Here is a 19,395-nt window from a genome sequence, read left to right as displayed (position 1 = left end):
TAGCTTTTATATTTAACTTCTATATTATCACTATATTAAATTAAAGCCACATTAAATAAAAACCTCACCTACTTATGATATTATTATCCGTATCATCTTTAAGTGAGGCTTTTTATTATAAATAATTCTTAAATATATTATTATTTTAATGCTACCTTATCAACTTCTGGTACTTCACCTTAATTCTTTAATTTTAGTTTTAATCCTACAACAGAATGTGCTGGAACCTCATATTGAATTTTATCAAGGTCTATAATAGCTTCCCCTTTAACTATATCTACATTATTCGGATTATCCAAAGAGTTAATATCATAAACATCATCTCCTGAAAGTGTCATTGTTTCTATTTTATTATTTTGTACTACTTCCCCATCTATATCAAATTCAACTGTAAGGTTTTCATCTCTATTCATATTTATAAGAAGAACATAAATATTATCTTTATCTTTAGTTATCATTGAATGAATGGAATCTACATTATTGTAGAACTTTTTATTGTTTTTAATGTTACTTTCTATAAGATTATTAGCTGTCATTTCATTTAATATGCTAAATACCTTTAAAGAAGGTGTTCCATAAAATCTATAGCTTCCATCTGCTTGTTGTATAGATTGTATTAAGGCTTGTTTACCAGGCCCTAATATATCTCCACCGGGAAAATCTATTAAACAATGCTTATTAGTATAAGCGGTATTAAACTTCATAAATTCCATAATATTTGATGCAATATATATAGCATGTGTTTGTGATTGTACAACATCACTAGGATGATTAAATATTCCATATTCTGATATTGCTACTTCCTTACTTCCATCTGGCCAATATCTCTTTAAAGCATCCTCTCTACTTCTAATCTGTCCTACAACACTAGTTTCAATTTTTTCCATTATTTTTTCATAAAATAATGGATCATTATCTTGTATTTGACCTTGAGTATGAGAGTATGGATGTACAGCTATGCCATCAAATTTCCCACCATCTTTACTCGCTTTCTCAGATTGATTAATCGCTTGAGCTATATTTGAATTTGAATATCCTGAATATATTTTAATTTCTGGATCAACTTTTTTCATTTCTTCGTAGTAATCAGCTAAACCATCTTTGTAAACAGTATATGATACTCTAATGTCTGAATCTTTAACAGGAATTGCACCATTTACTCCATCACCAAAAAGTATTTCTCCATTTTCATAATTAACTTGAGCTACTTTTTCATTTGCCCCTGCTTTCTTAATCTCATTTACAATTGTCCACTCTTCATTATTTACATATACATGTACACTATCACTTTTAACTTTTTTTGATTTATCTATTTGATCAGTTACATCATTTGCATAACGCATATATTTCTTTTGATTTGCTGTTCCATCACTAAAATATGATGCCTTTGATTTATCAACAGATGTGTTCCAATTATCTATTTCTGCTACTTTTTCTTTTTCAAATGTTCTAACTGCACCTTCTGCATACATTGTTGCAACATCTAATCCACTTCCTGACCATTGATCAGGGCTATTTTGTAACCAATATCCACGACCTTCGTCAACCTCATTACCTATTTCAAACATTTTAACATTATAAGGTTCAATATGACCATTATCAGCACGAACTTGAGCCCAATCAATACCACCATTTGGATTTTGTCCAACTTCACAGTTTAAGTATTCAACTAAGTCAGCCGCATCTAAAGCTGAGCCGTTACCAAATCCATATACATAAACCATCTCACTGTTACTTTCGTCAATAATATATTTAGCAGCCTCATCTAAACCAAAGTTAGGTGTAATAGTAGGTTCATTCCAATTCCCATGAATAGTTGTAATACGATTTTCTATATTCCCAATAGACCTTTTCCATTGAAATAAATTAGCTACAATTCCTCCTGGATATCTTACTGATCCAAATTTAGCACTATCTGATAGTTGTCTAAATTCATCATATAAATCTTCTGTTTCTGGATTATAACTTCCATAACCATCCATATGATATCTATGATTTACTCCAAACATATAATCCGGTATATTTTTAATTACATTATTATAATCAATTGATATTTTTACTGGCAATTTTTCCACCACTTCTGTATATATATCAATTAGTAATTGTAGTTCTGCCTTTGCTCCCATTATCTCATTATAAGATGAATTTATAGTAATATTTTTAACTTCTTCAATTTTATTATATAAATCTGTATACTCACTGTATTCATCTGTTAATATTCCATTTTCTAAAAGCTCCGTAGCCTCTTTAATTAAATTATTTAACTCATCGAAAACAATTACATTTTTATGTTCATCAAATAATGCATTGATCATATTTTTGTCCGCTGATTTATTATAAATACGAACACTATCTATCGTACCTTTGAATGAATATCCTGTACCTGGATTTTTATGACATCCAAACTGTAAATCTGTAATACCTCCATTAATTAAGTTTATATCCTTAATTAATTCTTCTTTAAGTAATTCTCCATTTGAATATATTTGAAAAGTGATAGTTTTGTCATCGTTAACCTTACTCGTTATAATAACATTTTGCCATTTTCCATAGTCTTCTATGTTATCAGATATAACGTCACTTCCTGAAACAAAACTCCCATACTTTTTATTCTTTAAATATAAAAGTGTTCTCCCAACCCCTGTTTGTTGTATAATATTTATTGATGTTGAGTTAGTTGGCTGTGTTACATTATTATATATCCATAGTGAAATTGTATAATTTTCCTTTGCATTTATTACTTTTGGTATTCTAAAATAACTTTCTGTTCCATCAAATTTTAATCCTTCTCCTGAAATCCCCCTATCTACCCTTATGTTAGTTGAGTTAACATTACTTAATGAACCTAGTCTCCCATTATATACCTCTCCAGTTTTAGCAATATTCGTAACTGTCATATTATTTATACTATTGTTATCAAATACATAATGTCCTAGCAATGAATTACTTAAATCATATTTTGATAAATTTTCAGCCATAGCTAGTTTAGAATTAAAGCAACTTGTAATTAACATAATAGCTATTAGAGTAATACTAACACACCTTTTTCTCATAATTTTCCTCCATTAACAACGTAATTTTTCACATCATTATTTTATATTATATTTTAATAAAAAATCTCAATAATCACCCTCTTTTCTTTTATTTTGCATATATAGTTTAATATTATATGTTTTACTTTAAGTACCTCCTATTCTTTTGTTATTTATCCAATATTATATATATCCCAATAAAGTTTCCACATTTTAACATATAACTTGTCTATAGTTTGTGTGAGAACTTTATTTATTTATTTATTCTATGAAATTATTTACCTCAACTCTTACCTTGGGTAAGGAGGCAAAAAGAATACATTGTTTATTACAGAAGACTTTAACCATCCCAATAAACCCTCTATCAAATTAAGTTCAGGACTATATGCTGGTAAAAACATTAATTCTAATCTGTCTTTAAATTCATCTAAAAAAGGAAATTTACATGCTGCCATTGAAAGAGCAAAAGAAAAGTTTGAGTGTAAAGAAATTGAATAAAAAATATAAGATTAAAGGATATAGTGAGTTACATTATATCCTTTAATCTTTACAGCAAATTGAAATTTGGTTATATATTGAAAACCTTAAATTTGTTAATTATCTAATTTATATTTTCTATTTCCATTAATAATTCATAGGTACTAAATTTTCTATTTCCTAGTATAGTTACCTCAATTTCTTTATTAGGATATACTGTTGACTCAAAGCTAACACCAGGATCTCCACCAATTATAGAGTATTTATAAATACTATCATCTCTTTTTACTATATAAATACCATAACCATAGTATACGTCGTAATTAACATATACTTGTGGGGTCAATAATTCATTAGTAATATCCTTATTTAATAATTTATAATTTAATAACCCATCCCATAGCTTACTTATATAATTGGCTGTTACAAAAACTCCACCATCTCCTCCGCCAACTATTGGGATCGAAAATATATTAGCTTTTAAAGTAGCATCACTATTTTCTTCGTATCCATAAGCACAGTTTTTAGGTAACATGTCCATACTAAAATAACCGCTTAGCTTCATCCTTATAACTCTGATATGAAATATTTGGCAAAGATAATTTATCCTTGCCAAATTTAATATATGCCTTAATTTATCTTGGACAGTATTCTGAATATTGAGGAGTTCCTAATGCAAAACCTCCTGCAACTTCATGAATCATTCCTGTTACATAACCTGAATCATCAGAGGCATAGTATAAAACTGCATTTGCTATATCTTCTGGTCTTCCTACTCTATTTAAAGGAACATGTCCTAAGAATGAGTCTCTAAATTCATCAGTCATATTTTCGAGTGCTGCTCTAGTTCCTATTAAACCAGGTAATACTGCATTACATCTGATATTCTTTCTTGCATATTGTAATGCTATGTTTTGAGTTAAAGAGTTTATAGCGGATTTTGATACACAGTAAGCTATTCTTGATATATCTGGAACAACTGATCCTATAGTTGAGATATTAACTATGCTTCCACCGCCTACTTTTTCCATATGTGGTATAGCAGCTTTTGCTGGTAAGTATACACTTTGAACGTTATCTTTTAATATTCTAAAGAATTCATCTGTATCTCCAGCAGTTAAGTTCTTATCTAAATTAACATTTGTTCCACCGTAGTTATTAACTAATATATCTATCCTGCCTTCAGCTTCAGCAACTTTTTCTACCATTGAAGTGTAAGTTTCTTCTTCTCTAGCATTAAAGTAAACAAACTTAGCTACTCCACCTTGCTTTTTTATATCTGCTATAACTTCATTAGCTAATTCCTCTGAACGTGCTGCTAGATATACTAAAGCACCTTCTTTTGCTAATGCTTCTGCAGATGCACGTCCTATTCCTCTAGTAGATGATGTTACTATTGCGACTTTTCCTTCTAATCTTTTCATTATGTTCACTCCTTAAATAATATATCTATTACAAATATAAGTTTTATGCCATATGATCAAACATTTTTCCTAGTTTTGCAATTAAATCATTTCTATCCATTGCATTATTTTCCTTCATTTTTTCTCTATTTAACTCTCCAGCTAAATAAGTAAATTTCTTTCCTAATTGTTCAAATCCATCTTTTATAACATCTTCTGGATACATTGCTGCTGCAACCGCCTTAGGATCTGATGGTTTATTTTTTAACCAAGTAGGTGTGATTGTTGAACCCGCTGATAAAAGCATTACGTCAACATTAGTATTTGCACATTCGTAAGCAACTCCTTCTGTTACTGTCATCATATAAGCTTTTTCTGCTGCATATTCTGCACAGAATGGTAATGATGTCCATCCTGATAAAGATCCTATTGTTATGAATGCACCTCTATCTCTTTCTTTGAATTCACCTATATAGTGATGTAATAATTTTGAGAATGTTCTTATATTAACTCTATACATTTGTTCATATTTAGCGTAGTCAACTTTATTATATTGTCCCATTGCATGTAGACATGCAACATACTCAATGACTCCCATATCTAAATCTTTAGTTGCTTCTATTAATCTTTCTGCAGCATCATATTCAGATAAATCTTGTGGTAATACTCTGATTTCTTTTCCTGTTTCTTCATGTATTGCCTTAGCTAACTCTTCTAATGCTTCTTTTCTTCTTCCAACTAAAATAACATCCATCCCTCTTTTAGCTAATTCAAAAGCACTAGCTTTACCAATTCCTTCTGTTGCCCCTAAAACAATTCCCCATTGTCCATATTTTTCTCTAAAATTCATATCTAAATCCTCCTAAATTCACAATAATTTATTAAGTAATCAAGATAAGTAGTACTTATCTTGCTGCTTTCTTTTTATTTGCAATATTAATTGCTACTAAGAATGTACCAAAAGTTATAACTAATAATACGATAAATATCATCCAAGTTATTTTGTATTCTCCAGTAACATCAAAGATAAATCCTGATAATGTAGGGCCTATAGCGCCTCCAAGCTGGAAGAACATCATAACTACACCTAATACTGTTCCATAGTCCTTTCTGCCAAACATTTCACTTGTTAAATATGATGGTCCCATTGCTGCTATAGCTGCAAACATACCAAACAATACTGCAAATAATATTGCAAGAGTTGAAACTTTACCTAATAGCAAACATATTATTGCGATTACCATGAATATTCCAACAGTAGTCATTCCTTTTTTTAATCCAGCTTTCTCTAATAATGCGCCTATTAATACGTTAGAAACTATACCTACAATTGCAACAATTGAAGTTACTGTAGATGCAAAACTAGCACTATGACCTATACTTTGCATATAGCTTGGAATATGCATTTGTACTCCTGCAAATACTACCCCTAGCAAAATTATTGCTGCTATAAAAATCCAAAATATATTTGTACCCATAGCTTCTTTTAATGTATATCCTTGTGCTTCCTTTTTAGGTGCTCTTTTAGAGTTTGATTTTGCTAATTTTTCCTCATAACCATATGGAAGCTGCCCCTTATCTGCTGGTTTTCCTTTAATTACAAATAATGAAACCAATACTGTTATTACTAACATAATTCCACCTAGGATAAAGTAACATTTTTCATATCCTATAGTTGGTATTAAATTAGAAATTATTATTATAGTTAAAAATGATCCTACATTCCCTCCTGCAAAAGCTATCCCTGTAGCTACGCCTTTCTTCTTTGACGGGAACCAGTTAGTAATTATCTTAGAAATTGGAATTTGAGTAATTCCTGTAGCTGACACCCCAACTATTGCAGCCAATATGTAAAATTGCCATAATTCAGTTGCTAGTCCAAATGCACCAAATGCTATTGATACTATCCCACCACTTATAGCCATAACATATCTAATATCATACTTTTTCAATAATTTACCCATTACTGGTGATGTTAACGCTGTTGCTATTGCCACAATTGTAAACACTAATGAGAATTGAGTTGCTGAGAATCCTAATGCCTCTGTAACTGGCTTAAGAAATATTGAATGTGCTAAAAATATTACTGCAAAAGGCATTGCCATTATAAAGAATGATCCCGTGGCAACTTTCCAGCCATAAAAACCCTTTTTATTTTCCATTGTTATTTCCCCCACTTTGTAATTTCTTTTATTAAATATTTAAAAGTTCTTGTTAGATTGTTTTTATTCTATCTAACTAGCTACGGCAAAACAAACGAATAACTGTGGCAACTTTGTGGCATTTACATATCTTTTTAATAATCAATAAAGCAGGTGACTAATTCATGATTTTACTCTTTATAATATGCTATAATTATGTTTAACAAATTTATGCAATTTAGAGGTGATATATTGAAAAAGATGATATATTTAGTGGATGATGAAGAAAATATATGTGCACTTATAAAATCATTTCTTGAAAAGGATGGCTTTATAGTAAAATCATTTAATATAGGTTCAGATTTACTTCAGGAGTTTTATAAAACTCCTGCTGATTTAGTTATTTTGGATGTAATGTTACAGGATATTGATGGAATAACAATTTGTTCTTTACTTCGTAAATTAAGCTCTGTACCAATAATTATTGTTTCTGCACTTGGTAGTGAAATTGATAAAGTAACAGCTATTAATATTGGCTGTGATGACTATATAACTAAACCATTCTCACCACTAGAGCTATTAGCAAGAATTAAAGCTATTTTTAGAAGAATTGATCTTGATCAAGTAGATAAAACAAGCCCTGCTAATTTAACTTTTGGTAATCTAATAATTGATGAAAGGAAACGTATAGCTACTATCAATGGTGAAGAAATCAATTTAACACCTACAGAACTGTCATTTATAATTTACCTTATTAAAAACTCTGATCGTGCTATAAGTAGACATGAACTCTTAAGAAAAATATGGAACTTTAATTCAGATACTATAGATACTAGAGCAACAGATGATACTGTAAAAAGACTAAGAAAAAAATTATTATTATTTAATGCTAATATAACTATTCAAACTTTGAGAGGATATGGTTTTAGAATTATACAAAATGATAGCTATGAAAAATAAGCCAGTAAGTATAAGATACAAGATTCTTAGTTTCTTATTAATAGTATCAATATTATCCTCATTTATAATTTACATTCTTTTTAAATTAGCAGTATCTCCTGATATTGAAATGTATATTAATACTAACCTACTAGATTTAACAAATACAATTGAAAGTAAATATAATCAAGATGTTATTGATAAGGACATATCTCCTGAAGAAAAATTTAAGGATTTAATTGATATATTGAGTAATGAAATTAATGATTCTAAATTAATGTCTGGTATTCATATAGCATTATTTAATAGTTCCTCTAAGGTCTTGTACCCACATGATAATATTACATCTGACCTAACTAATGATTTATTAAATCAAGCTTTTACTTCAATTGACTTTAAAAATCAAAGTAATAAAAATAAAATTTTAAAACTTTACTCAAATAATAATAGTTATTATGCTTCAATAATTAAAACTGATATTTATAAAGAGGACTATCTATTAATATATCTATCTAAAGATATAATTGATTCTTTTCTTAAGCCACTTGATTATACAATGATAATAATTTTAGCTTTAACGACCCTAATATCTATAGTTCTCTCTCATTTTATGGCTATATCTTTATCAAAACCTATTAAGGAGCTTTCTAATATTACAAAAGATATTGCAAATGGACATTATAAACCATTAAAAGATGATAATAATATAAAAGAAATCATTGAACTTAATGAAAACATAAGCCATATGGTTTATAGACTTGAAAAATATTATTCATCTCAAAAGACGGCTTTTCAAAATGCTTCACATGAATTAAGGACTCCTTTAATGTCTATTCAAGGATATGCTGAAGGAATTAAATATGGTGTATTTGATGATTTAGATACTCCAACTGATATTATTATAGCTGAGAGCAAGAGACTTAATGCAATAGTAGAACGTCTTTTAGAACTTTCAAAATTAGATACTTATGATTTTGAATTGAAGTTAGAATACTTAAATTTATATGATGTCCTTAAAGATTATTCAAATAGATTAGTAGGCTTAACATATAAAGATGATTTAGAAATTTTAATTGATTGCCCTAAAAATATTCTAATACATACTGATGAGTATTTATTATCTAAAGTTATTCTAAATCTGTTATCTAACTGTTTAAGATATGCAAATAAAGTTGTTATCATATCTGCTCAATTAGATGATTCTTATATAAATATAAAAATAAGTGATGATGGCAAAGGTTTTGATGAAGACGATTTAAAAAACATGTTTTCTAGATTTTATAAAGGTAAGGGTGGAAAATTCGGCTTAGGATTACCTATAGCTAAATCTGCAATTACTTATATTAATGGAGAAATTAGTGCTAATAATACTGATATTGGTGCTGAATTCACTATAAAGCTTCCTTTATAAACAATAAAGAATAATTAAAAAGAGGTCTATATTCTAGACCTCTTTTTATATATTAATTTAATTATGTTTTTCTATTTTTCATATATAATAATATTTTGAAATACTGATTTATTACTTGTAATATTTTTATACTCATGAGACTTATTAGCTATAAATTTTATTGATTTCCCTTTATCTAATACATAATCATTTCCACCTATATTCATTACTATTTGTCCTTCTGTTACGATTATGTACTCTTCTACACTATCTGAATGTGGCGCTGAAATATGATGACACCCGCTCTCTAGCTCTATTGTAAATATTTCAAACCCCTTATTAGCGTCAAAGGGGAATATTGGATATAATCTCATCTTTTCATCACTTTCAATAATTGGTATAATCTCATCTTTATTCACTATCATTAACTCATCTTGATTCTCTTCTATAAAAATTGAAAATGATACTTTTAACCCTGTAGCAATTTTCCATAACGTAGATACTGTTGGATTAGACTGCCCTCTTTCTATTTGTCCTAACATAGCTTTACTAACATTAGTTAATTTACTAACTTCATCTAAACTTAAATTTCTGCTATTCCTTATTTCTTTAAGCTTTTTTCCTATAAGTAAATTTAAATTTTCCATACTTCTACTCCTTACCATATCTGCTTTTGTATGTTATAACATACTTTTTTATTATATAACAGTTGCAAAAATGCTATCGTCTTTATATAATATAACATATATTATATAATATAGCATACTAAATTAGCTATATTATATATTTACTATATTGACATAAGGAGGATAAAAATGAGAAAAGCATTTACTTTAGGTATTGTCGCTTCATTCTTTTTTTCATTTACATTTATACTTAATAGCCAAATGAATATTTCAGGTGGAAGTTGGATTTGGAGTTCTTCTCTACGATATTTATTCATGCTTCCTATATTATTTATTATTACATTACTTAATAAAAGACTAACTACAGTAATAAAAGAAATAAAAAAAGCTCCTTCATCATGGATACTTTGGAGCACTGTTGGTTTTGGATTATTTTATGCCCCTTTAAGCTTTGCATCTCAATATGGTGCTTCATGGCTTGTAGCTGGTACATGGCAAATAACAATAATTACAGGTGCTTTAATGGCTCCATTTTTTAAAGATAAAACTACTAAAAAAAAATACAAGCTTTCTAAAAAATTCTTATTTATATCTTCTATAATACTATTTGGAGTATTTTTAATGCAATTTGAAGAAGCAAAATCTATTTCTTTTGCAGAATGTTTATTAGCCGTACTTCCTGTAACACTAGCAGCATTTGCTTATCCTCTAGGTAATAGAATGATGATTAAGGTATGTGACAATAAGTTAAATACAATTGATAGAGTTTTTGGAATGACATTATGTAGCATTCCTTTTTGGTTAATACTATCTACCTTTGGCATTGCTTCTATTGGACTACCAAGCACTGGACAAATTATTCAATCATTAATCGTATCTATATTCTCTGGAGTAATTGCAACAGTATTATTTTTTAAAGCAACAGATTTAGTAAGTAATAACCAATATAATTTAGCTATTATTGAATCTACTCAAGCTGGCGAAGTAATCTTTACTGTTCTAGGAAGTGTACTTATTCTAAAAGAGGCAATTCCAAGTCCTATTGCAATATTAGGTCTGATTCTAATTATTATTGGTATGATTTTGAACAGTCTATCTAATTAGATATGTTCTTATTTAAATATGCTTTAAATTAATAATGACTGGCTATCAATAGCCAGTCATTATTAATTATATTTTTGCAATATTCAATTTTATCTAAGAGTCTTGTTTTCATATATTAACCTTGATGTACCACATATAATATTACGGAATCCATTTTCTTCCCTAATAATTTTCTTTGCATCTATTAACTTCATACTTCCTTCTAGTCATTCCTTATTTAAATTTTATTTTAATTATATACTTTTAATAAACTTAGCTGGAACCCCAGCATATACAGTATTACTAGGTACATCTTTAGTTACAACTGAACCTGCTCCAATAACAGAATTCTCTCCAATTGTTACTCCTGGGCAAACCGTTACTCCTGACCCAAGCCACGCATTACTTCTGATTTTTACGCTCTTTAGAATAACACCACGTCTATTTTTAGGATCTAGTGGGTGATTAACTGATAATATTTTTACGTCAGGCCCAATAAGAACATTATCTTCTAATTCAATACCACCTAAATCAACAAACATACAGGACTTATTAATAAATACTCCTTTGCCTAATCTAATATTAGCTCCAAAATCTGTGTTAAATGGCGTTAATACTTGTATAGAACTATCAATTTTACTACCAGTGATTTTTGATAATATATTTCTGATTTCTTCAGGTGTTTTATACCCTGAATTTAATTCATTTGTTAATTTTAAAGTATTTTCAAGAATTTTATTAATTTCAATAAATATTGGTTCCTCATGTGAAATAAACTCTCTTGTTTGTATCTTCTCTAATAACTCTCTACTCATTATATCCCCCTTAATTGTCAAATATCGCTATGTGTATACCATATAGTAGACTTTATTAATAACTCTATTCTGCCTTTATAATCAATATATAAATTGATTATATCACTTAGAGTTAACTCCAAATCAATAAAAAACTACTCTTATTCCCTTAATATTTTTACTTATGATAAATTTCCCTGTATCCTACATAAAAAAGCTTAAACTTTTTCTTATACAATATAATTAAGATTATTTCAAATTCAAGTTTTGATCATATATTTATATAAAAAAGAAGATAAGCTTTCACCTATCTTACTAATTACAGCTTATTCCTCTTTTCTTTTATCATCTTCACTAATATGCTGTATTCCTACAAATACAAGGTTTATTAGTTCTCTTATATTTTTCCATTGAGATTCATTTGAATCAAGATAGTAATAATTTTTTGTTCCTTCTTTACGAACATTTACAATTTCTGCTCTCTTTAATATTTGCAAATGATGAGATACAGCAGGTCTAGAAAGATGCGTTTTCTTTGAAATTTCTCCTACTCTTATTCCATTAAAATCACTTTCTAAAAGAGTAAGCAAAATTAATTGTCTAGTTTCATCTCCTATGGCCTGAATAGCTTCGCCGCAGATTTTAAATTTTGATGCTATTTCTTCTAATCGTTCTTTACATTCATTTTCCATACTTGTTCTCCTAACCTTTATAAATATCTAACCATAGCTTCCTCTTTTTTAGTGGTTCTTCTATATTTCACATTTGGGTATCCAATTACCAAAGTTGTTACTACATTATCCCCATGTTTTAAGTTTAAAATTCTACGTAACTTTCTTGAATAGTTTGCTACACTTGTAAAGAATCCACTATACAATACTCCTAAGCCATAAGATTCTGCCATTAAAGCCATATTGCCTGCTGCAAGAGAACCACTAACTTTATCCTTAGTTACTACCATAATTGCAACAGGTGCTTTCTTAAAAAAGAAATTATCATCAATGGTAACTTCTCTTGCATCTTTCATCCAAAGTTTTGCAAAGCCTTGAATTTTTCTGAAAAATTTTACTGCAACTTCCTCGTACTTTCCTTTATCTTTACCTAAAACAATATATGATACATTTTGAGCATTTTTAGCACTTGGAGTTACTCTTCCTGCCTCAATAATTTGCTGTATAATTTCCAAAGGAACTTCTCTATCCTTAAACTTACGAATAGTCCTTCTAGTTTTAAGTGCCATTAATAAATCCTTTGGATTTAGTGTAGATTCTTCTGTAATTTCCATTGTTTTTTCACTAAATCCAGTTAAAGTAATAGCAGCTTTAGGACAAATAGCTTCGCAATGTCCACACTTAATACAATCCTGATTTTTAATTACTGCTTTTTTTTCTTTAATGATAATATTATTTACTGGACAATCACCACTGCAAAGCCCACAACCAATACAAAGATTTTTATCTACTTGAATAATATGATCTTTCATAAATATATTTCCTACCTTCCGTTCATTTGTTTAAACCATTATAGCAAATAGATATTCTTTTTGTTCATTGGTAAAGAAATTGATTACCATTACTTAAATTTAAAATTAATATTTAGGTCTTTAATCACTTATCAAATACTATAAAATAATATTTTAATAATACGATTTACTAGCAGAATAAAAATCTATCATAGTAAAGTATATTAGTTTATTTCTAGTGACTAGAAGCTATAGTGACCAGAAACTATAATGTTACTAAGCCTTTATCTAATCTATCTAAAACATGCTTTGCAAATTTACAGTTGCCTTTCAATTTTCCAATAGTCATACCTTACTTATAATATGGTATTTTTATAGTTTAAAACCCTATAATCCTAGTCTTGTAATCACTTTGCAAGAAAACCTCACTTATTTGTGATACAATTCTCAGTATCAGTAGTAAGTGAGGTTTTTGCATTTTCTCCTCCTTGGCTAATGGTGAACTATTTCGCCATAGCTAGTGAATGGTGTTGGATATGTTTAATACTTTTATAAAGTGTATATCAGTTATTTATGTCATTAGATTAATTCTAAAACATAATTTTTTAATAAATAATTTTAAAATTAAGATTAAATTTCTTTGTCTTGATATAGAAGTTAAAAGTAAAGAAAAAAAGTGCCACATCCTGCAAAGATTAGCACTTCTTCTTAATAAATATGAAGGTGTTCTAATAATAATAACTTAAAATTCTTTTCGCTTATATATAGCAAGAGAGATAAAATAAGAAGATATAAATATTACCACACTAATAACAATACAAGCTATTCTATAAACCATATTGGGATTGTTTAGTTCAATCAAGTATGGTGTTAAAATTTTACTTCCAGCATTAAATAAACATAGAGTAATTGCAACGGAAATACATAGCATTATCTCTGATTTATCTGCTCCGAATTTTAATACTAATGGATATAAAAATGCTGGAACTAAAAGAGCAAATATAATTCCAAAACTATATCCATAGCCTACTCCTTCAAGGTTCGTTGGTTGAGCTGAAATAACAGAGAATAATACTACAGTTAATGTGGCAAGTAAAATTCCTATAACAGAAAAAATTAAAAAGGAAATGTATCTTGCCATTACAACATTACGTATTTTTACTGGTAAAGTTTTTTCATATTTACTCCATTTTGAAGTGTTATCCTTTTGAAGTGCAGTGCCAGTTAAACCTACAAAAGCCCCTATTTGTCCAATCATCAATATTGATAAAAAGCCGTCATTGCTTGGAAATCGCATTGCTCCAATTATAACCGCAACATTTACAACAATGCAAAAAGCTATTGTCCATCTTAAAGAACTACCAACTGAATAGAAATTATTTCTTATTAAACCTTTCATTTTGTTTGTTCTCCTTTCGTAATAAGTGGTAAAATTTCATCAATGCTTGTTACATCTAAAGTAACATTTGGATATTTTTTTGAGAAACTAATTTTATCCGAAATTAAAACCTCAATCTGTAAGCCTCTTTTCCTGTAAGAAATATATTCAGATTTTTGAAGTTTATCAAAATCATTTCGTTTCATACGGGCAATACCATAATCATAAATTAAAGTATCTTTACTTTCCATTAAAATAACTTTACCATTATCAATAACCACAATATAATCAGCAATTTTTTCAAGATCACTGGATATATGAGATGATATTAAAATAGAGTTATTCTCATCTTCCACAAAATCTAAAAATGTATCCAGAATTTCTTCTCTTATAACTGGGTCAAGACCAGCTGTAGCTTCATCTAAAATTAGTAATCTAGCTTTATGAGAAAGAGCAATACTGATTGATAATTTCATAGTCATACCACGAGAAAATGTTTTTATCTTTTTATTACTCGGAATTTTGAATTTTTCAAGATATGAAAAAAATAAATCTTTATCCCAATTTTTATAGATGTCCGACAAAATCTTTTCTATATTTTTAGCAGTTAAATCTTCGTGAAAATTAACTGTATCAAATACAACACCAATGTCTTCTTTAATAGAAGTGATATCATCACTCATATCGCAACCAAAAAATTTTACTGTTCCACTATCCTTTTTAATAATATTTAAAATTGAATTAATTGTGGTGCTTTTTCCAGCACCATTTTTCCCCACAAACCCCAAAATGGAGCCTTTAGGGATACTAAAAGTCACATTATCTAATTTGAAATCCGTATTTTCATAAACCTTACAAAGGTTTTCAACTTTTAAAGCATAATCCATTTATTAATTCTCCTCATAGAATATTTTAAGTAGTTCTGTTATTTTTTCTAACTTAATACCATTGGTACGAGCAATATCAGCCGCTATCATTAAATGCTCTTCAACTTGTTTTTGCCGCTCTTCTTGTATGAAATCTTTATTCTGAGCAGCTACAAAGCTTCCTCTTCCAACGGAGGTTTCAATAAAACCATCTCGTGTCAAGTCTTCATAAGCCTTTTGAACCGTGATTACACTAACATGAATTGTTTTAGCAAGTGAACGCATAGAAGGAATTGGATCACCTGTTTTTAACTCTCCACTCATAATCATAGCTTTCATTTGTGATGTTATTTGCTCGTAGATTGGCTTACTTGTATTACTACTGATTATAATTTCCACGTAGTACCTCCTTCCGTAATGTAGTGTACTTATCGTACAAGTACACTATAGGAAATAAATACCATGCTGTCAAGACATAAAAATAGCAGACTATATTTCAAGTCTGCCAAATAGTATATAGATACTTGGTATTTCATCACCTTTTTATTAAGTCTGGACTATGCATTTTTTCTGTTTCTATACTTTTTCCTTCGATAAATTCAGTAATAAAAAAATTCTTCTTATTTCTTGTAGAAAAAATAATAGGCGCTACGCCTAATTTTGATTCTTTAATATTTGCATCTTGTTCTTTTTCTCTGCTTAAATCTAGATATTCATTTTGATTACTGTTAATCCTTAATACATAGAATTTATTATCTACTTTTACCTTATAAGTAACATTTTATAAACCATAATTCTTAAAGTAATAAACTAATTATAAATAAACAGTGCTAAAATAATAACTGCAACAGGTATCATAACTAAAGTACTACAAATAGACACAAATGTTTTAACTCTTTTATCATCTTTTAATATCTTCTTAATTACTAAGTACAAACCTATTCCAATAATTCCACCACAGGTATTTGTAATTACATCAGTTATATCACTAGCCCCTATTGCAAATACATATTGAAACACTTCAAACAATAATGATATTCCTGCTATCTTAACTATATTTTTGCTTATTTTAGAATTTTTCAAAAATATATTAATATAAATTCCTAAAGGAATAAACAAGATAACGTTACCCCAAATATCAAGGCTATTATAATATCCGTTAATAATATCATTAAAAGGAATCAAATTAATACTTCTAGAAAAATATCTTCCACTACTAAATAACTCCATAGGTGAAACATACTTAAAAAGAATATTCCACAGCAAAAATAAAATATAAAAAACAAAACTTAGCATAAATAAACTATTAATTATCTTCTTTTTCACATTCTCACTCCTTTTCAATAGATCTAATGAATCATAATATACAATATAAACTTCTATATGTTATGAAAATACTATTTTGCGTAAATTATACTTGCTATTATCTTCACTTAATAATTCAGCTTAAAAATGTACTTATAATTGCAATTACAATGTATATATAAGGTTCTAATTTAAAAATAATACTATCCGTAGAAGAAGGCTCAGCTGCAGTCTTATTAGACAGTTTATAAAAAATTTTACTCATAGCCATAAAAATAATCCATCCTAAAATAGCTCCTAGTACATTCATTATTAAATCATCAATATCAGAGGCACGATGAGTAAATAATTGTCCAATTTCAATGATAAGTGAAAATACTACCCCTGCACATAATGTAGGTAAAAACCCTCTAAATTTTCTCCATAAAACAGGTAATAAAAATCCAAATGGCATAAAAAATATTATATTAAGTATAGTTGAAATTTCAATTCCATTGCTAAAAGGAATAAAATTTATAATAGGATTAAATATTGATTTATTTAATTTTAAAGATGTTTGCAAATCACTTATTGAAGGAAAACCTACTACATCTTTTAATGCAATCATTAAGTACAGAATAAAAAGATATCCAAAAAAGTAATGCTGCCATTTAATTTTCCCTTTAATATTATTAGTACTTTTATTTAAACAAATATTTAAAATAGTTATTAAAATCAATGCTAATGCCATGGATATTATATAACTTTTCATCATAATAATTTAACCTCCTCATTTATTATTCAATTAAAACCTTATCACTTACAAATATAGTATATACTTCTAATATTAAGATAATATTGCTAAATTTCTTAATTTTTTCTTATGTCTGCAAATGTAAATCCTTAAATACAAATACATAATAGATTTATTTATTGTTTTAAAATATAAAAACTATATAAATAACTAAAAAAATTAACCACAATATGTACTTTGGGTTAATTTATTTCCCAGTACATATATTGTGGTTAATTTAAAAAGTCTATCTAAATCTACAAGTAAACTTTATGTTTCTATGCTTTATGATTAGTCATAATATTTTTTACTTCTTCAATGAATTCTGGATTTATTAATTCTAGCATTTTCGGAATGAAAGTAGCCATGTATTCTTCATTGAAAGTACCTTCATCTTGCTTTGCAAAACTTTCGCTAAGTAATTTTTTTGCTTTATCTTGATTTTGCTCTTCTACTCTATCCATTATAAAATTAAAAAATCTTTCTTGTCCGTTGTTCATTGTAATTCTCCTCTTTAAGGTATTATTTTTTAAGTGTTTTTTCATTATACTATATATTTTTTATTAATGTTATATATAGTTTATTTTGTAAAGTAACTTTAATTTAAAATATTATACTAATGGTCCAATTGATAGAAATTCACAAATAAAAACTAAAATAAAGAAATTTAATAATGATAATGCAATATAAACTAATTTACTTTCCTTTATAAAAAAGTCAATAAAATATTTTATACTAAGTTTAAAAGATATATACATATAAATAATACATAAGCTCATCCCTACAAACATAAGTGTAAGTCTAAATATTATAACAATACACAACAATAATATATTACTTATAAAAACTAATAATTTCTTTTTTTGTAGAATTTTTATAAATAAATCACCAATAAAAAAAGAAAGTATTATAGAAAATATTATGTATAATTCACGAATGTATGCGGGTACTAAATAATATTTAAAAGACATTTCTGTATATCCAAAGGATAATATAACAATACCTGCAAAACATAAGAATTTAATTATATTGAAAATTATGTACCTTTTATTTGATCTCACAAAGATATCCCCCAATATATAACAAATTATAATTTATTATACATTATAAAGAATTATCATCAAAGCTAATTTTATTATATTAAAAGTAAAAGACTTTATTAACTACTTAGAAATTGTAGTATTTTTGTAGAGTACAATTTTAAGAACATCTTTTTTTATTCTATTTACTTTTTATGTAAAAATGTGGTAAAATTATTAGACTATTTATTGAAAGGGAGGGAAATACCAACAACTTTTTAGAAGTTATTGATATATTGAGAGTTATGGGAAAATCAAAAACTAAATTATTATTATTATTATCCCTATATGACATGATAGTTGATGGTGTATGGGGATCAGCTTCTAAATTAGCAGCCAAAAGTTTCCAAAGGAGGATGCACTTATATGAAGACATACTTAGGTCTATTTAATGAGCTATCTAAAATGAATATATTAAAAAAATTTATTGAATTTGTTCTCTTCCCTTTTATTGGTGGGCTTATTTTTTCTATATTATTTCCTGAAATTCATATAGTAAAAATAATAATAATTGTTGTAGGATTAGAATTGTTAATTGAATTTAAAGTTAAGTCTACAATAAAAAATATAAAAAATGAGGAGTCTTAGCACTCCTTTAGTACATAAAAGCAATATAATTAAATATTGATAACCTTACACAGATAAAAT

General features: G+C 27.7%; 19 protein-coding genes and 1 pseudogene. 4 read left to right on the top strand and 16 right to left on the bottom strand.

Annotated elements, in window-relative coordinates:
- Window positions 1-179: 179 nt before the first annotated feature.
- From K5V21_RS01390 to K5V21_RS01365, 6 genes and pseudogenes are all read right to left on the bottom strand, one after another.
- Window positions 180-3,053: a LamG-like jellyroll fold domain-containing protein gene (locus tag K5V21_RS01390; protein WP_221858500.1), complete on the bottom strand. Its 2,874-nt coding sequence runs from the start codon at window positions 3,051-3,053 to the stop codon at window positions 180-182.
- 240 nt (window positions 3,054-3,293) lie between these two features.
- Window positions 3,294-3,469: pseudogene (locus K5V21_RS19730) on the bottom strand (transposase); the annotation flags it as partial.
- 164 nt (window positions 3,470-3,633) lie between these two features.
- Window positions 3,634-4,074, bottom strand: a complete 441-nt coding sequence (locus tag K5V21_RS01380) for a serine hydrolase domain-containing protein (RefSeq protein WP_221858496.1) — start codon at window positions 4,072-4,074, stop codon at window positions 3,634-3,636.
- Between the two features lie 70 nt (window positions 4,075-4,144).
- Window positions 4,145-4,933, bottom strand: a complete 789-nt coding sequence (gene hdhA, locus K5V21_RS01375; RefSeq protein ID WP_221858493.1) for a 7alpha-hydroxysteroid dehydrogenase — start codon at window positions 4,931-4,933, stop codon at window positions 4,145-4,147.
- Window positions 4,934-4,976: 43 nt separating this feature from the next.
- Window positions 4,977-5,762 carry a 7beta-hydroxysteroid dehydrogenase gene (gene hdhB / locus K5V21_RS01370; protein ID WP_221858491.1) on the bottom strand — a complete coding sequence of 262 codons (786 nt, stop codon included), beginning with the start codon at window positions 5,760-5,762 and terminating at the stop codon, window positions 4,977-4,979.
- Between the two features lie 55 nt (window positions 5,763-5,817).
- On the bottom strand, window positions 5,818-7,074 hold the full coding sequence (locus tag K5V21_RS01365; RefSeq protein WP_221858488.1) for an MFS transporter: 1,257 nt from the start codon (window positions 7,072-7,074) through the stop codon (window positions 5,818-5,820).
- 240 nt (window positions 7,075-7,314) lie between these two features.
- On the opposite strand from K5V21_RS01365, the gene K5V21_RS01360 reads away from it, so the two are divergent.
- On the top strand, window positions 7,315-8,013 hold the full coding sequence (locus K5V21_RS01360; protein ID WP_245000603.1) for a response regulator transcription factor: 699 nt from the start codon (window positions 7,315-7,317) through the stop codon (window positions 8,011-8,013).
- Complete coding sequence (locus tag K5V21_RS01355) at window positions 7,973-9,403, top strand: sensor histidine kinase (RefSeq protein WP_221858486.1); 1,431 nt, start codon at window positions 7,973-7,975, stop codon at window positions 9,401-9,403. The genes K5V21_RS01360 and K5V21_RS01355 overlap by 41 nt, the downstream gene beginning before the upstream one ends.
- Window positions 9,404-9,474: 71 nt before the next feature.
- Here the strand turns inward: K5V21_RS01355 and K5V21_RS01350 are convergent, their stop codons facing one another.
- A complete protein-coding gene (locus tag K5V21_RS01350; protein ID WP_221858485.1) occupies window positions 9,475-10,029 on the bottom strand; it encodes a helix-turn-helix domain-containing protein in 555 nt (184 codons plus the stop codon).
- Window positions 10,030-10,197: 168 nt separating this feature from the next.
- On the opposite strand from K5V21_RS01350, the gene K5V21_RS01345 reads away from it, so the two are divergent.
- Complete coding sequence (locus K5V21_RS01345; RefSeq protein WP_221858484.1) at window positions 10,198-11,112, top strand: DMT family transporter; 915 nt, start codon at window positions 10,198-10,200, stop codon at window positions 11,110-11,112.
- 233 nt (window positions 11,113-11,345) lie between these two features.
- On the opposite strand, the gene K5V21_RS01340 is transcribed toward K5V21_RS01345, so the two are convergent.
- From K5V21_RS01340 to K5V21_RS01300, 9 genes are all read right to left on the bottom strand, one after another.
- Entirely contained in the window at window positions 11,346-11,906 is a 561-nt protein-coding gene (locus tag K5V21_RS01340) for a sugar O-acetyltransferase (protein ID WP_221858483.1), read from the bottom strand.
- A 305-nt stretch (window positions 11,907-12,211) separates the two neighbouring features.
- Window positions 12,212-12,577, bottom strand: a complete 366-nt coding sequence (locus tag K5V21_RS01335) for an ArsR/SmtB family transcription factor (RefSeq protein WP_221858482.1) — start codon at window positions 12,575-12,577, stop codon at window positions 12,212-12,214.
- A 17-nt stretch (window positions 12,578-12,594) separates the two neighbouring features.
- The gene (locus K5V21_RS01330) at window positions 12,595-13,368 is read right to left on the bottom strand and encodes a nitroreductase family protein (protein ID WP_221858481.1); all 774 of its coding nucleotides are present in this window, start codon (window positions 13,366-13,368) and stop codon (window positions 12,595-12,597) included.
- Window positions 13,369-14,089: 721 nt separating this feature from the next.
- Window positions 14,090-14,746 carry an ABC-2 transporter permease gene (locus tag K5V21_RS01325; protein WP_221858479.1) on the bottom strand — a complete coding sequence of 219 codons (657 nt, stop codon included), beginning with the start codon at window positions 14,744-14,746 and terminating at the stop codon, window positions 14,090-14,092.
- Window positions 14,743-15,612, bottom strand: a complete 870-nt coding sequence (locus tag K5V21_RS01320) for an ABC transporter ATP-binding protein (protein ID WP_221858477.1) — start codon at window positions 15,610-15,612, stop codon at window positions 14,743-14,745. The genes K5V21_RS01325 and K5V21_RS01320 overlap by 4 nt, the downstream gene beginning before the upstream one ends.
- 3 nt (window positions 15,613-15,615) lie before the next feature.
- Entirely contained in the window at window positions 15,616-15,990 is a 375-nt protein-coding gene (locus K5V21_RS01315; RefSeq protein ID WP_204593337.1) for a GntR family transcriptional regulator, read from the bottom strand.
- 411 nt (window positions 15,991-16,401) lie between these two features.
- On the bottom strand, window positions 16,402-16,917 hold the full coding sequence (locus K5V21_RS01310) for a VanZ family protein (RefSeq protein WP_221858475.1): 516 nt from the start codon (window positions 16,915-16,917) through the stop codon (window positions 16,402-16,404).
- A 115-nt stretch (window positions 16,918-17,032) separates the two neighbouring features.
- Window positions 17,033-17,650: a VanZ family protein gene (locus K5V21_RS01305; protein ID WP_245000597.1), complete on the bottom strand. Its 618-nt coding sequence runs from the start codon at window positions 17,648-17,650 to the stop codon at window positions 17,033-17,035.
- Window positions 17,651-17,946: 296 nt separating this feature from the next.
- Complete coding sequence (locus K5V21_RS01300; protein WP_221858473.1) at window positions 17,947-18,168, bottom strand: hypothetical protein; 222 nt, start codon at window positions 18,166-18,168, stop codon at window positions 17,947-17,949.
- Between the two features lie 945 nt (window positions 18,169-19,113).
- Between K5V21_RS01300 and K5V21_RS01295 the strand changes: the two genes are divergently transcribed.
- A complete protein-coding gene (locus tag K5V21_RS01295; protein WP_221858471.1) occupies window positions 19,114-19,335 on the top strand; it encodes a hypothetical protein in 222 nt (73 codons plus the stop codon).
- Window positions 19,336-19,395: the final 60 nt, after the last annotated feature.

The organism is Clostridium sardiniense (assembly GCF_019753795.1).
GTDB lineage: Bacteria > Bacillota > Clostridia > Clostridiales > Clostridiaceae > Clostridium > Clostridium sardiniense.
The sequence above is the reverse complement of the archived record's forward strand: the minus strand, read 5'-3'. Positions and strand labels throughout refer to the sequence as shown.